The sequence below is a fragment of the Streptomyces sp. NPDC000880 genome (genome assembly GCF_053599675.1).
The window spans coordinates 1-13,800 of the sequence record NZ_JBSFMS010000058.1 but is presented as its reverse complement, the minus strand read 5'-3'; the positions used below and the strand labels follow the sequence as shown (position 1 = coordinate 13,800).

Annotated in this window: 13 protein-coding genes; 8 read left to right on the top strand and 5 right to left on the bottom strand. The window is 71.7% G+C overall.

The window, feature by feature from the left end; translation table 11 throughout:
* Window positions 1-66 precede the first annotated feature (66 nt).
* Window positions 67-852 (top strand): sulfite exporter TauE/SafE family protein, encoded by a 786-nt coding sequence (locus tag ACWDO5_RS20020; RefSeq protein WP_450531666.1) that lies wholly within the window; start codon window positions 67-69, stop codon window positions 850-852.
* Between the two features lie 60 nt (window positions 853-912).
* Here the strand turns inward: ACWDO5_RS20020 and ACWDO5_RS20015 are convergent, their stop codons facing one another.
* Both ACWDO5_RS20015 and ACWDO5_RS20010 read right to left on the bottom strand, forming a co-directional pair.
* On the bottom strand, window positions 913-1,542 hold the full coding sequence (locus ACWDO5_RS20015) for a class F sortase (RefSeq protein ID WP_450531665.1): 630 nt from the start codon (window positions 1,540-1,542) through the stop codon (window positions 913-915).
* A gap of 98 nt (window positions 1,543-1,640) precedes the next feature.
* The gene (locus tag ACWDO5_RS20010; RefSeq protein WP_450531664.1) at window positions 1,641-2,147 is read right to left on the bottom strand and encodes a hypothetical protein; all 507 of its coding nucleotides are present in this window, start codon (window positions 2,145-2,147) and stop codon (window positions 1,641-1,643) included.
* 285 nt (window positions 2,148-2,432) lie between these two features.
* Between ACWDO5_RS20010 and ACWDO5_RS20005 the strand changes: the two genes are divergently transcribed.
* The 3 genes from ACWDO5_RS20005 to ACWDO5_RS19995 all read left to right on the top strand — a co-directional run bounded on the left by ACWDO5_RS20005 (window position 2,433) and on the right by ACWDO5_RS19995 (window position 4,001).
* Complete coding sequence (locus ACWDO5_RS20005) at window positions 2,433-3,077, top strand: NADPH-dependent FMN reductase (protein ID WP_450531663.1); 645 nt, start codon at window positions 2,433-2,435, stop codon at window positions 3,075-3,077.
* Between the two features lie 169 nt (window positions 3,078-3,246).
* Window positions 3,247-3,570, top strand: coding sequence for a divalent-cation tolerance protein CutA (cutA, locus tag ACWDO5_RS20000; protein WP_450531662.1), 324 nt, complete (start codon window positions 3,247-3,249; stop codon window positions 3,568-3,570).
* A 2-nt stretch (window positions 3,571-3,572) separates the two neighbouring features.
* The gene (locus ACWDO5_RS19995; RefSeq protein WP_450531687.1) at window positions 3,573-4,001 is read left to right on the top strand and encodes a gamma-glutamylcyclotransferase family protein; all 429 of its coding nucleotides are present in this window, start codon (window positions 3,573-3,575) and stop codon (window positions 3,999-4,001) included.
* 12 nt (window positions 4,002-4,013) lie between these two features.
* Here the strand turns inward: ACWDO5_RS19995 and ACWDO5_RS19990 are convergent, their stop codons facing one another.
* From ACWDO5_RS19990 to ACWDO5_RS19980, 3 genes are all read right to left on the bottom strand, one after another.
* Window positions 4,014-6,131 (bottom strand): molybdopterin oxidoreductase family protein, encoded by a 2,118-nt coding sequence (locus ACWDO5_RS19990; protein ID WP_450531661.1) that lies wholly within the window; start codon window positions 6,129-6,131, stop codon window positions 4,014-4,016.
* Window positions 6,132-6,241: 110 nt separating this feature from the next.
* Window positions 6,242-6,823, bottom strand: a complete 582-nt coding sequence (locus ACWDO5_RS19985; RefSeq protein ID WP_450531660.1) for a TIGR03086 family metal-binding protein — start codon at window positions 6,821-6,823, stop codon at window positions 6,242-6,244.
* Window positions 6,824-6,874: 51 nt separating this feature from the next.
* A complete protein-coding gene (locus ACWDO5_RS19980; RefSeq protein ID WP_450531659.1) occupies window positions 6,875-7,489 on the bottom strand; it encodes a SanA/YdcF family protein in 615 nt (204 codons plus the stop codon).
* A 566-nt stretch (window positions 7,490-8,055) separates the two neighbouring features.
* Here ACWDO5_RS19980 and ACWDO5_RS19975 point away from each other — a divergent pair.
* From ACWDO5_RS19975 to dnaG, 4 genes are all read left to right on the top strand, one after another.
* On the top strand, window positions 8,056-8,976 hold the full coding sequence (locus tag ACWDO5_RS19975) for a sirohydrochlorin chelatase (RefSeq protein ID WP_450531658.1): 921 nt from the start codon (window positions 8,056-8,058) through the stop codon (window positions 8,974-8,976).
* 46 nt (window positions 8,977-9,022) lie between these two features.
* A complete protein-coding gene (locus ACWDO5_RS19970) occupies window positions 9,023-10,378 on the top strand; it encodes a deoxyguanosinetriphosphate triphosphohydrolase (RefSeq protein WP_450531657.1) in 1,356 nt (451 codons plus the stop codon).
* Between the two features lie 129 nt (window positions 10,379-10,507).
* On the top strand, window positions 10,508-11,770 hold the full coding sequence (locus ACWDO5_RS19965) for an NAD(P)/FAD-dependent oxidoreductase (RefSeq protein ID WP_450531656.1): 1,263 nt from the start codon (window positions 10,508-10,510) through the stop codon (window positions 11,768-11,770).
* 35 nt (window positions 11,771-11,805) lie between these two features.
* Window positions 11,806-13,710 carry a DNA primase gene (dnaG, locus tag ACWDO5_RS19960; protein WP_450531655.1) on the top strand — a complete coding sequence of 635 codons (1,905 nt, stop codon included), beginning with the start codon at window positions 11,806-11,808 and terminating at the stop codon, window positions 13,708-13,710.
* Window positions 13,711-13,800 lie beyond the last annotated feature (90 nt).

Here is a 13,800-nt window from a genome sequence, read left to right as displayed (position 1 = left end):
AGACGTTGCTCACACTCTCCCGGGATTGATGGACGCCACACCCATCTCATCCGTAGGGTCGCGATCATGCCCGACATATCGCTGATGACGCTCGTCTTCCTCTGCCTCGCCGCCGCCGCGGCGGGCTGGGTCGATGCGGTGGTGGGCGGCGGCGGGCTGCTGCTCCTGCCGGCCATGCTGCTCGGCCTGCCGCACGTCCAGGCCGCGCAGATCCTCGGCACCAACAAGGCCGTCGCCATCGTCGGCACATCGGGCGCCGCGATCACTTATGTGCGCAAGGCCCCGGTGCAGGTGAAGACGGCGGTACGGATCGGGCTCACCGCCCTCGCGGGCTCGATGGGCGGCGCGTTCTTCGCGGCCGGGATCAGCAGCGACGTACTCCGGCCGGTGATCATGGTGGTGCTGCTCGGCGTGGCGGCCTTTGTGATGCTGCGCCCCGCCTTCGGCACCGCCAAGGACGTCGACCGGCGCACCGTCGGCCGCGCCCGCATGATCGCCGCGATCGTGCTCGTCGGCGGCGGACTCGGCTTCTACGACGGCCTGTTCGGGCCCGGCACCGGCACCTTCCTGGTGCTCGCGCTCACCGCCGTACTCCACCTCGACCTGGTGACCGCGTCCGCCACCGCCAAGATCGTGAATGTCTGCACCAACGGCGGGGCCCTGGCGATGTTCGCCTACCAGGGCATGGTCATGTGGCAGTTGGCTGCGCTGATGGCGGTGTTCAACCTGGCGGGCGGCATGTTCGGCGCCAGGATGGCGCTCAGGAAGGGCAGCGAGTTCGTCCGGGGAGTGCTGCTCGTCGTGGTCTTCTCGCTCGTAGCGAAGCTCGCCTTCGACCAGTGGACGGTATAGCGGGCCACGATCCCCGGCAGCATGTTCCGGCCGAGCGGATCGGCGCCGTACTGCGGACCATCACGCCGGCGGCGGCCGTACCCCGATCAGGTGCGCGAACGCCACCACATTCCCCTTGTAGCCCGTCTTCTTCGTGAAGCCGCCCCCGCAGGTGATCACCCGCAGCTCCGCCCGGCCCCTCGACCCGTACACCTTCTCGTCCGGGAACGCGGCCGCCCCGTACACCTCGATCGCGTCGATCGTGAACACCGCCGTACGGCCGTCCTGCCGGGTGACCTCGATCCGGTGGCCCTTCTTCAGCGCACCCAGGCTGTAGAAGACAGACGGGCCCTTGGCGTTGTCGACGTGGCCGGCGACTATCGCCGTGCCCTTGGCGCCGGGGGATGTGCCGTCCCGGTACCAGCCCGCGAGGTTGCGGTCGGCGGCCGGCGGCACCTCCAGGCTGCCCTTGCTGTCGAGGCCCAGGCGCGTGACCGGGGCGTCGACCCTGATCGCGGGTATGCGCAGACGTACCGGCGGCGACGGTGGCAGCGGGTCGGCGGCCGCGTCGGTGTGCTGGTGGGGACCCGCCGCGAAGGCCTCCGCGGCGGACGGGACCGGCGGGGTCACGTTCTCGGAGCCGTTTTGGACCAGCCACAGGCCGGCGCAGACGGCGACGGCTATGCCCCAGCCGCTGCCCTTGGCGCTCATCGGTCCTCCGGATGCATCTCGCCCGCTCCCGTCAGGTCCTGGGACCTGACGGGAGCGGGGACACGGCGGGTACGCGGGGCCGGTCGGAACCGGCCCCGTCAGCTGCCCTGCGCGCCGCTCGCCCGGCGGCGCAGGAGCAGGGTCCCGCCGACGGCGGCCGCGGCCAGTACGGCCACGCCCGCCGCGATCTGGGTGGTGTCGGGGCGTACGCTGCCGCCGACGCCGGAGTGCACATGGCCGCTCGGCCGGTCGTGGTGCCGCACCACGAGGTCACCGGTGGCCCGCCTGCCGTTCTTGCAGCTCACTTCGATGGCGTAGGTCCCCGGCTGGGTGTGGTGCGGGACCGTGAACCGGCCGATCACGACCTCCTTGTGCGTACCCGGCGACAGACGGAATTCGCCCGCGCCCAGCGACCGCGCGTCTCCGACGCCGTGGCCGCCGGGACCGCAGGCGGTGGTGTTCACGGTGATGGCGGCGCCCGGCGCGGCGGTCGACGGGAACGCTTCAAGTACCGCGAAGTCCCCGGCGTACGCCCCGTGGGCGCCCAGCCCTATCGTGGCGGCTGCCAGCGCGGTGGCAGTCAGCAAGCGGGCGGTGGTGCGCATGGGGGTCCTCCGGTGAAGCGCGGTGGTGCGACTGTCGTCCTTTCCTTGAGGTAAGGCGCAGCCCGCCACCCACGCCTGCTGATGGGCAATCAGATTCGATGGCCCGACTCAGCGTGTCGCGCTGGACGCGGCACGTTGTTGCAGGTCATCGCCGGTGATGGGGGATCAGGTGGTGTTGTTGGCCCCAGACATGCTGAACGGGTGAAGGCGGGCCCCGGCCGACCGTATCCGCTCGCTGGGCATGGACTTGACCTCAATCATGCTTGAGGTAGGAGTCTCATCCTCATGGACCTCACAACGCCTGAAACCGCGTCTGGAACCGCGCTCGAAACCGCGACCGCGTCCGAGAACACCGCGCCGCTGAAGCTCGCCGTCATCCTCTCCAGCAACCGCGAAGGCCGCTTCGGCCCCGTCATCGCCGACTGGTTTCTCTCCCGCGCCGCCGGGCGCGAGGACTTCACCGTCGAACTGATCGACCTCGCCGACGCCGACCTGCCCACCACCCTCTCCTACAGCCCCGGCCCCGCCGCCCGCGCCGAACTGGCCAAGGTCTCCCCGAAGCTCGCCGACGCCGACGCCTTCGTCGTCCTCACCCCCGAGTACAACCACTCCTTCCCCGCCGCCCTCAAGAACCTCATCGACTGGCACTACACGCAGTGGCAGGCCAAACCCGTCGGCTTCGTCTCGTACGGCGGACTCTCCGGCGGCCTGCGCGCGGTCGAGCAGCTGCGCCAGGTCTTCGCCGAAATGCACGCAGTCACCGTCCGCGACACCGTCTCCTTCCACCACGCAGGCGCCCACTTCGACGACGAGGGGCAGCACAATGACCCCGCGGCCTGCGACGCCGCCGCCAAGACGATGCTCGACCAGCTCGCCTGGTGGGGGCACGCCCTGCGGAAAGCCAAGGACAGCCACCCGTACGCAGGTTGAGGGCCGCGGACCATGCTGATCAGCCTCCTGGGCGAGCGACTGCGCCCCTACGCCCGGATGATCGCCGCCGCGGAGTGTGCGTCACGGACGGCGGGACGTTGTACAACAGCCGTGCGTACGGTGGCATCACCGACTGCGACCCGACCCCGCGACCCGAAGGAGCCCGTCAGTGACCCAGGCACTGACCGTACTGACCACGACTGACAGCGCCGCGAAGGCGCAGGAGCTGGCGAACGGCGCGGTGGAGGCCAGGCTGGCCGCCTGCGCGCAGATCTCCGCGCCGATCACCTCCGTCTACCGCTGGAAGAACGCGGTCGAGACCGCGGAGGAGTGGCAGGTCCTCTTCAAGACGACGCAGGCCCGCTATGCGGAGCTCGAGACGTATCTGGTCGCGGCGCACGACTACGAGACGCCGGAGATCATCGCGACGCCGGTGGTGGACGGCAGCGCCGTGTATCTGGCGTGGATCGACGCGGAGACCATGGAGCCGTGACGATGCCCGCTGGGGAGCTCCCGTTCTTCGTCTACGGCACGCTGCGCCCGGGCGAGTGCAACCACGATCTGTTCCTGCACGGCCGGACGGCGACGGAAGAGCCCGCGCTGCTCGCGGGCGCGGTGCTGTACGAGGGCCCCGGCTATCCGTACGCCGTCCTCGACGCCGGCGGCGGCACGGTCGCGGGTGAGCTGGTGACCGCGGCTCCGGGGGAGTACGGCGAGCTGCTCGCCGTACTCGACCATCTGGAGTACGCCGTGCCGGGCCACCCGCGCAATCTGTACGAGCGGGTGGCGCGCGACGTCCTGCGCCGGGACGGCACGGCCGTACGGGCCTGGGTGTACGTCGCGGCGCCGGGGGTGGCCGGGGAACTGCGGGCGAAGGGCACGCGGATCCGGGACGGCGACTGGTGCGGCCGGCTGAGCAGCTGACGCAGGCCTACGTCACGTGCGCGCGTTCACGTGCGCACGTTCCACCCGGACCGCGCACACCTTGAACTCGGGCATCCGCGAGGTCGGGTCGAGCGCGGGGTTCGTCACCGAGTTGACCCGGCCCTCGCCGGGCCAGTGGAACGGCATGAAGACGGTATCGGGCCGTATCCCCGCACTGATCCGGGCGGGCCCGACGGCGCGCCCGCGCCGTGACACGACGGCGAGTGGCTCGCCCTCGACGGCCCCGAGGCGCTCGGCGAGCAACGGATGCAGCTCGACGAAGGGCCCGGGGGCGGCGGCATTGAGCTCATCGACCCGCCGGGTCTGCGCCCCGGACTGGTACTGCGAGACGACCCGCCCGGTGGTGAGCAGCACGGGATACGCCTCGTCGGCCTCTTCGCCGGCGGCCCGATGCGCCACGGCGACGAAGCGGGCGCGCCCGTCGGGGGTCGCGAACCGTTCGAGGAAGAGCCGGGGCGTGCCGGGGTGGTCTCCCGAAACCTCCTCGGGGCACGGCCAGAACACCCCGTCCTCCTCGGTGATCCGTCGATACGTGATGCCGGAGTAGTCCGCCGGGCCGCCGGCCGACGCCCTGCGCAGTTCCTCGAAGACCTCCTCCGGGTCCGCCGGGAAGCCCTTCTCGTGGCCAAGCAGAGCCGCCAGCCCGCCCAGCACCTCCAGGTCGCTCCGTACTCCCTGCGGGGCCTGCACCGCCTGGCGGCGCAGCAGGACGCGGCCCTCCAGATTGGTCGTCGTGCCCGTCTCCTCCGCCCACTGCGTGACCGGCAGCACCACATCCGCGAGCGCCGCCGTCTCCGACAGCACCACGTCCGCGACCGCCAGGAAGTCCAGCGAGCGCAGCCGCTCCTCCACATGCCCGGCCCGGGGCGCGGAGACCACCGGGTTCGAGCCCATCAGCAGCAGCGACTTCACGTCCCCGCCCAGCGCGTTCAGCAGTTCGTACGCACTGCGCCCCGGGCCCGGCAGCGTCCCCGGCTCAACCCCCCACACCCGGGCGACATGCGCACGCGCCGCCGGGTCGTCGAGCTTGCGGTAGCCCGGCAACTGGTCCGCTTTCTGGCCGTGTTCGCGGCCGCCCTGGCCGTTGCCCTGGCCGGTCAGGCAGCCGTAGCCGGACAGCGGTCGGCCCGCGCGGCCCGTCGCCAGGCAGAGGTTGATCCACGCGCTCACCGTGTCCGTGCCCTTGGAGTGCTGCTCAGGACCGCGGGCGGTCAGCACCATCCCCGACTCCGCGTCGCAGAACATCCCCACCGCATCGCGCAGTTGGGGCACGCCCACGCCCGTGATCCGCTCCACCAGCTCCGGCCAGTGCGCCATCGCCGCGGCCCGCGCCTCGCCCCAGCCGCTCGTGCGCGATGCGATGAACTCTTCGTCCGTACGCCCCTGGGCCACCATCAGGTGCAGCAGCCCGAGCGCGAGCGCCAGATCCGTCCCTGGCCGGGGCGCGAGGTGCAGGTCGGCCTGTTCGGCGGTCCGTGTCCGGCGCGGGTCGACGACGATCAAACTGCCGCCGTTCTCCCGCAGTTCGGTCAGATACCGGAGCGCCGGGGGCATCGTCTCGACGAGATTCGAGCCCACGAGTATCACGCACCCGGTGCGCGGAATGTCCTCCAGCGGGAACGGCAGCCCGCGGTCGAGCCCGAAAGCCCGCTGGTGCGCGGCCGCCGCCGACGACATACAGAAGCGCCCGTTGTAGTCGATCTGCGAGGTGCCCAGCACGACCCGCGCGAACTTCCCGAGTGAGTACGCCTTCTCATTGGTCAGGCCTCCGCCCCCGAAGACGCCGACCGCGTCGGGGCCGTACACCGTTCTCGTACGCCGCAGTCCCGCCGCGACCGTACTGAGGGCCTCCTCCCAGGTGGCCGGCTCGAGCCTGCCTGTGGCGGGGCGACGGACCAGGGGCTCGGTCAGGCGCACCCGGGAGGAGAGCAGCGCGGGCGCGGTACGGCCCTTGCCGCACAGCGCGCCCCTGTTCACCGGGAAGTCCGGGCGCTCCACCACCTCGACCGCCTCGGGGCCGTCGCGCAGACCCATCCCGCACTGCAGGGCGCAGTAGGGACAGTGGGTCGGCGTGGCCGGGACAGCGGCCTCAGTGGTGGTTTCGGACATACGGCCAGGCTGGGACGCCCGTGTTTCGCGGGCGGGCGCGCCGGATTACGGTCCGGGTACGCCCAGCTCCGCTCGCGCCCGGGTGCCCCGTGAGGAACCCGCGGCGCTCCTTATGCGCGGCGGCCGAGCAGCGCCAGCAGCCTGCTCTGGTGGCTGTCGCCCGGCGGCGGCTCGATGGGCGGGGCGAAAAGACCGGACTTCGACAGGCCCGAGGCGTACGGAGTGACCTCGTCGAGCGCGAAGCTCACCAGCGCGTCCGGCAGCCGCTCCGGCGCGCCGATCGCACGGGACAGGTCCCAGCTGTGCACGACGGCGTCCGTGATCATCTGCGCGCAATACGCCACCGCCGGGGTCTCGCCGTACGAGAGCAGCACGGTCTGCTCCAGCGCCCCCGGCGCGCCGAACGCCTTCCGCGCGCCGCGCGCGGCCGCGTCCCAGCTGGTCCGCGGGTGGGCGCCGAGCACATCGCCGTCGTACGTGTCGCCCACCTCATCAGTGCCGGCTCCATCCGTCACCAGGTCCGGCACCCACAGCTGTTCCGAGGTGAGATGGTTGACGAGATCGCGTACGGACCACTCGGTGCAGGGCGTCGGGTCGTCCCACTGATCGGCCCGTACGGCGTGCACGCGTTCGGTGAAGAGCGCGAGCGCTTCGGTGTGCCGGCCGAGCAGGGTTGCTACGTCGTTTTCCATACGGTTCACTGTCCCGCGCCGCGAATGCCGACGCGAATCTGTCGCCGCGTGTCACCTGGCGGCTGCGGCCAGCGCTTCCCTCACACCGGGCTCCTCGGCCCCCAGGAACCGCGGATCCGGCGTGAAAGCGGCGTCCAGCGCCGCCTTGCCGGCCGCGAACATCTCCCGCGTCCCGCCGTAGTACCAGGTCGCGTCGTGGGGTTCGGCGACCCCGACGCCGTACGACTGGACCCCCGCCGCCCGGCAGAGCGCGACGGCCCGCCGGATGTGGAAGCCCTGCGTCACCAGGACCGCGCGCCGGACCCCGAAGATCTTCTCGGCGCGTACGCAGGAGTCCCAGGTGTCGAACCCGGCGTAGTCGCTGACGATTCGCTTGTCCGGCACGCCGCGGGCGGTGAGATACGTGCGCATGGCGTCCGGCTCGTCGTACTCCACGCGGCTGTTGTCGCCGGTGACAAGCACGACCTTGACCTTGCCCGCCCGGTACAACTCGGCGGCGGCATCCAGCCGGTGCGCGAGATAGGGCGTGGGGCGGCCCTTCCAGAGCCCGGCCCCGAAGACCACGGCGACCTCCTGCGCGGGGACCTGCGCGACGGTGCGGACGCGGCCGTCGGCGACGGCGTGCATCCAGGTCGCGGGCGCGAGCGCCACGACGCAGGCGAGCATGACGGTCTGCGCGATCCGCCGCTGGGCGCGCCGGGTTCGGGGCAGCCGTGGTTTGAGTCGCGTTGTTGTTCGGGGTCCCTTCACGCCTGGTCAGACGCGGAACGAGCCGGTTCGGTTCGGTCGGGTTGCTCCTTCGGCCTGATCACCGCGTCAGGGCTGTGCGAGGAGGAGCAGGTCGCCGCCTGCCGGGCGGGCGTCGGCGGGCCGTCGAGCGCGGCGGCGAGCTCCGCGGCCGGCGGCCGCTGTCAGAGCGCGTCGCGCGGGGGCTCCTGCCACTGGGCGCCCGTCGCCCGTACGGAACGGACGCGGGCGCCGATGCCGATCCGGCCGTCCGGTGACACCGTCGGGTTGTCTTTGTGCCGTCGGCGTGATGGCGTATCCGCCGCTCTCCGTCCCGATCCAGCCCATGAGCCCGTGGCGAGACCGCATCCCCGAAGTTCCGGTTCCGATGTCGATCACAGTAGGTGCCAGGTCTGACAGCGCCGCCGGGGCGCCGGTGAGCCCATGGAAAAGACCCGTCACCCTCACGCAACGACCCCGCAACCTCGGCCCGTCAGGATCGGTCTATGACGGAGCCGGCGCACCTTCGCGAGTCCCTGCCACCCGACCGTGAGTCCCTGCCCCTCGACAGCACAGCGCAGCTGCTCCTGCGCATCTCCGACCAGCTCGGCAGCCAACTCAGCCACGTCACACTGAACGGAACCCGCAGGCGCATGCCCCCGACCGAACGGCCCACCCTCGTCGCCGTCGCGCACGGCAGCCGCGACCCGCGCGCCCTGCGCACCGTCACCGAGCTCCTCGACCGGGTCCGCGAGCTGCGCCCCGGCCTCGACGTCCGCCTCGGCCACATCGAGCTGAACGAGCCGCTGCTGCCTGGCACCCTCGCCGCGCTCGACGGCGAGCGGCGTGCGGACGGCACAACCCGCGCCGTCCTCGTACCGCTGTTGCTGAGCCGCGGCTACCACGTCAAGCACGATCTGCCGCAGGCAGCCGCGGCCGTTGCCGGCGCGGACATACGCGTCGCCGCCCCGCTCGGCCCGCATCCCCTCCTGGTGGAGGCGCTCTGCTCACGGCTGGCGGAGGCGGGCTGGCGGCCCGAGGACGGCACCAGCCGCAGTACCGGAGTGGTCCTGGCCGCCGCAGGCTCGCGCGACTCCGATTCCGCGACCGACGCCATGCGCACCGCGGAACTGCTCAGCGAGCGCCTCGGCGGAGTGCCGGTCATTCCCGCCTACGCGTCGGCTGCCCGGCCCACCGTCCCCGCGGCCCTGCGCACGCTCACGGCCCGCGGCCGCCACCGCATCGCCGTCGCCTCCTACTTCGCGTTCCCCGGCCTGTTCGCCACCCGCAGCGCCGCCGCCGCGCCCTGCCTCGCCGCCGCCCCGCTCGGCGCGCACCCGGCCCTGGCCCGGCTGCTGCTGCACCGCTACGACGAGGCCCTGAGCGCTGCGTCCGCCACGCAGCGGCGCGAACTCGCCCCCGCGTAGCCCACCACATCGCCCGACTGCCACCGGCTCCGGTTACCTTCGGTGCATGGCAGGCACCACCGGCACCACCTCATCCGGCCCCGACACATACGACGACGCCCCCGACGACGCTTACGACGAGGCGGCCACCGCACGCTGGGCCCCCGAGCCGGACAAGCGCCCGGGCCGCACCGCCTTCCAGCGCGACCGCGCGCGCGTGCTGCACTCCTCCGCGCTGCGCCGGCTCGCCGGCAAGACCCAGGTGGTCACCCCCGGCACCCGCAACCAGGCCTGGGACGCCAGCCCCCGCACCCGGCTCACCCACTCCCTGGAATGCGCCCAGGTCGGACGGGAACTGGGCGCGGCGCTCGGCTGCGACCCCGATCTCGCCGAGGCCGCCTGCCTCGCCCACGACATGGGCCACCCGCCGTTCGGACACAACGGCGAGCAGGCGCTGAACGACTTCGCCAAGGACTGCGGCGGCTTCGAGGGCAACGCCCAGTCGCTGCGGCTGCTGACCCGTATCGAGCCCAAGCGGTTCGTCCACCGCACGGCGACATCAGCCGGCGCTGCCGCGGGGACCTGCGAGCTCGTCAGCGTCGGCCTCAACCTCACCCGGGCAGTCCTGGACGCCGCCACCAAATACCCCTGGCCGCGCGGCGGACACCCCACCGACCCCGACTCGGTGAAATTCGGGGTCTACGAGGACGACCTGCCGGTCTTCGAATGGGCTCGCGAGGGGGCCCCCGCCAACCGCAAGTGCTTCGAGGCCCAGGTCATGGACTGGTCCGACGACGTGGCGTACTCCGTGCACGACTTCGAGGACGGACTGCACGCCGGTCATATCGACCCCAACCTCCTCCTCGCCGAACCGGAGCGCAGCGACATCTGGCGGGTGGCGATCGGCCGGTACGTACCCGAGGACACCGATCCGCAGGAGCTGGCCGAGGCCCTGGACCGGCTCATCGACCAGGAGTGGTGGCCGCACCACTACGACGGCTCGGCGGTCGCGCAGGCCCGGCTGAAGGACGCCACCAGCCAGCTCATCGGCCGTTTCTGCCTCGCCGCCGAGGGGGCGACCCGCCAGACGTACGGCTCCGGCCGGCTCACCCGGTACGCCGCCGAGCTGGTCGTCCCGCGCGCCGCCCGCAACGAATGCGCGGTCCTCAAGGCCGTCGCCGACCGCTATGTGATGCAGCGCGCCGAACAGGAGGCGCTCCGCGCCGACCAGCGCATCGTGCTCGCCGAACTGGCCGAGGCGCTCACTGCCCGCGCCCCCGAGAGCCTCGACCCGCAATTCCGTGCTCTGTTCGACGCCGCCCCCGACGACCGGGCGCGCAAGCGGGTGATCGTCGACCAGCTCGCGTCGCTCACGGACGCATCCGCCCGCACCCTGCACACCCAGCTCACGGCCCGCCGCTGAGCAATCGGGAGGGCCCCCGCGGCGCGTCCGAGATGACACGCCCAGGAGTCACTCCCTCTTCCGCCATATCGCTGCGTGCGGGACGCTCGCTGAAGGCTGCGCAGCGTAGAAGCAAAGAGGAGGCATCAAGTGGTCGACGCACATCGGACATTCGTCATCGTCGGTGGTGGACTTGCCGGAGCCAAGGCCGCCGAGACCCTCCGCGCCGAAGGGTTCACCGGCCGCGTGATCCTCATCGGTGACGAACGCGACCACCCTTATGAGCGGCCACCCCTGTCCAAGGGCTATCTGTCGGGCAAGGAGGAGCGCGACAGCGTCTTCGTCCATGAACCCGCCTGGTACGCCCGGGCCAACGTCGAACTGCACCTCGGCCAGACCGTGGTCGCCGTCGACCGCGACGCCAAGTCCGTACGCCTCGGCGACGGCACCGTCCTGCACTACGACAAGCTGCTGCTGGCCACCGGCGCCGAGCCGCGCCGCCTGGACATCCCCGGCACCGAGCTGGCAGGCGTCCACCATCTGCGCCGCCTCGCCCACGCCGACCGGCTGCGCCAGGTGCTCACGGCGCTCGGCCGCGACAACGGCCATCTGGTCATCGCGGGCGCGGGGTGGATCGGCCTGGAGGTCGCGGCCGCCGCCCGCGGCTACGGCGCCGAGGTCACCGTCGTCGAACCGGAACCCACCCCGCTGCACCAGGTCATCGGCCCCGAGCTGGGCCAGGTCTTCACCGAACTGCACCGCGACCACGGCGTCCGCTTCCACTTCGGCGCCCGCCTCACCGAGATCACCGGCCAGGACGGCATGGTCCTCTCGGCCCGTACCGACGACGGCGAGGAGCACCCGGCCAACGACGTCCTAGCCGCGATCGGCGCGGCCCCCCGCGCCGCCCTGGCCGAAGCCGCCGGCCTCGCGCTCGCCGACCGGGCGCACGGCGGCGGCATCGCCGTCGACGCCGGAATGCGCACCTCCGACCCCGACATCTACGCGGCGGGCGACGTCGCGGCCGCCCACCACCCGCTGCTGGAGTCCCGGCTGCGCGTCGAGCACTGGGCGAACGCCCTCAACGGCGGCCCGGCCGCCGCGCGCGCGATGCTCGGCCATGACGTTTCGTACGACCGCATCCCGTACTTCTTCTCCGACCAGTACGACCTGGGCCTGGAGTACTCCGGCTGGGCGCCGCCCGGCTCGTACGAGCAGGTGGTGCTCCGCGGCGACGTCGGGAAACGGGAGTTCATCGCCTTCTGGCTGAAGGGCCGCCGGGTGCTCGCCGGGATGAACGTCAATGTGTGGGACGTCACCGACCCGATCCAGCAGCTGATCCGCTCCGGCGCCCCGGTGGACCCGGACGCCCTCGCCGACCCTTCCGTACCGCTCACTTCCCTCAACAGCTGACGGGAGTATCACCGCGCCACCGTAGACTTCCGCGTGTGGCAGGCAGGATCAACGATGACGACGTGAAGGCGGTCCGGGACGCGGTCCCGATCGACGCCGTCGTTTCCGAGTACCTCCAGCTGCGCAACGCCGGCGGCGGAAACCTCAAGGGACTCTGCCCCTTCCACGACGAGAAGTCCCCCTCCTTCCAGGTCAGCCCGAGCAAGGGTCTCTTCCACTGCTTCGGCTGCCAGGAAGGCGGCGACACCATCGCCTTCGTGATGAAGATCGACCATCTCTCCTTCTCCGAGACGGTCGAGCGCCTCGCCGCGACGGCGGGCATCACCCTGCGCTACGAGGAGGGCGGGTACAACCCCACCCACCAGCGGGGCGAGCGCATCCGCCTGGTCGAGGCGCACAAGATCGCCGCGCAGTTCTACATCGAGCAGCTGGAGACCAGCCCCGAGGCCGAGACGGGCCGCAAGTTCCTCGCCGAGCGCGGCTTCGACCAGGCCGCCGCCCAGCACTTCAGCGTCGGCTACAGCCCGCAGGGCTGGGACCACCTCACCCGCTTTCTGCGCGGGAAGGGCTTCAGCGACAAAGAGCTGATTCTCTCCGGCCTCTCCCAGGACGGCCGCCGCGGCCCCATCGACCGCTTCCGCGGCCGGCTGATGTGGCCGATCCGCGACATCTCGGGCGATGTCGTCGGCTTCGGGGCACGCAAGCTGTACGAGAGCGACAACGGTCCGAAGTACCTCAACACCCCTGAGACGGGCATCTACAAGAAGTCCCAGATGCTGTACGGCATCGATCTCGCCAAGAAAGAGATCGCCAAAACCAGCCGGGCCGTCGTCGTCGAGGGCTACACCGACGTCATGGCCTGCCACCTGGCCGGGGTCACCACCGCCATCGCCACCTGTGGCACGGCCTTCGGCGGCGACCACATCAAGATCCTGCGCCGGCTGCTGATGGACAACGCCACCGCCGAGGTGATCTTCACCTTCGACGGCGACGCGGCCGGGCAGAAGGCCGCGCTGCGCGCCTTCGAGGACGACCAGAAGTTCGCCGCCGAGACCTCGATCGCCATCACGCCCGGCGGCATGGACCCCTGCGAACTGCGCCTGGCCGAGGGCGACGACGCGGTGCAGAAGCTGGTCGAAACGCGCACGCCGCTCTTCGAGTTCGCGATCCGCCACAGCGTGCAGCGCCACAATCTGGAGACGCCCGCGGGCCGGGCCGCCGCGCTCGACGAGGCCGCGCCGATCGTCGCGGGCATCAAGAACATCGCCATCCAGCACGAGTCGGCGGTGCAGCTCGCCGGCATTCTCGGCATCCTCGACACGCAGTTCGTGGTCAAGCGGGTCGCCCAGCTCGCCCGCTGGGCCCGCGACCGCGGCGGCCGCGGCCCCGCGACCCCGTCCCGTACTCCGCAGTCGTACGAGAACCACCCCGCTCCGCAGACCCCCGCGGGCCCCGCCCTCAACCTCCGCAGCCCCGCCCACCGCACCGAACGCGAACTGCTCAAGCTCGCGCTCCAGCACCCGGACCTGGTCTCCCCGGCCTTCGACGCCTACGGCGCGGACGAGTTCACCGCCCCGCCCTACGCCGCGGTCCGCCAGACCATCGCCGAGGCCGGCGGCGCCGAACAGGGCACCAAGGACACCCCCGACTACCTCGCCCGCGTGCGCGATACCGCCCCGAACGACACCGTGCGCGCCCTGGTCACCGAACTCGCCGTCGAAGCGGTGCACGCCAGGACGGTCGACGAGACCTACGCCGGCACCCAGCTCGTCCAGGTCCGGCTGCGCGCGGTCGACCGCCGCATCCGCGAGGTCCAGGGCACCCTCGCCCGCCTCGGCCCGCACGCCGACCCCGAGCACCACGCGGCCGTACAGAACGAACTGTGGGTGCTCCAGCAGTACGCCCAATCCCTGCGTAACCAGGGCGCGGACGCCCTCTAGTCCCGTACTTCGCGGGTCGTTGATTCGTATGGTGTGACCGGTCCGGGGGTGTCCTGGGCCGGTCGTGTGGCGTTGGGTGGGGTGTGTCGA

Bases quoted from the DNA above. Each gene is read 5' to 3' on its own strand.
- ACWDO5_RS20020 (WP_450531666.1), top strand. From the start codon at position 67: ATGCCCGACATATCGCTGATGACGCTCGTCTTCCTCTGCCTCGCCGCC.
- ACWDO5_RS20015 (WP_450531665.1), bottom strand. From the start codon at position 1,542: ATGAGCGCCAAGGGCAGCGGCTGGGGCATAGCCGTCGCCGTCTGCGCC.
- ACWDO5_RS20010 (WP_450531664.1), bottom strand. From the start codon at position 2,147: ATGCGCACCACCGCCCGCTTGCTGACTGCCACCGCGCTGGCAGCCGCC.
- ACWDO5_RS20005 (WP_450531663.1), top strand. From the start codon at position 2,433: ATGGACCTCACAACGCCTGAAACCGCGTCTGGAACCGCGCTCGAAACC.
- ACWDO5_RS19995 (WP_450531687.1), top strand. From the start codon at position 3,573: ATGCCCGCTGGGGAGCTCCCGTTCTTCGTCTACGGCACGCTGCGCCCG.
- ACWDO5_RS19990 (WP_450531661.1), bottom strand. From the start codon at position 6,131: ATGTCCGAAACCACCACTGAGGCCGCTGTCCCGGCCACGCCGACCCAC.
- ACWDO5_RS19985 (WP_450531660.1), bottom strand. From the start codon at position 6,823: ATGGAAAACGACGTAGCAACCCTGCTCGGCCGGCACACCGAAGCGCTC.
- ACWDO5_RS19980 (WP_450531659.1), bottom strand. From the start codon at position 7,489: ATGCTCGCCTGCGTCGTGGCGCTCGCGCCCGCGACCTGGATGCACGCC.
- ACWDO5_RS19975 (WP_450531658.1), top strand. From the start codon at position 8,056: ATGACGGAGCCGGCGCACCTTCGCGAGTCCCTGCCACCCGACCGTGAG.
- ACWDO5_RS19970 (WP_450531657.1), top strand. From the start codon at position 9,023: ATGGCAGGCACCACCGGCACCACCTCATCCGGCCCCGACACATACGAC.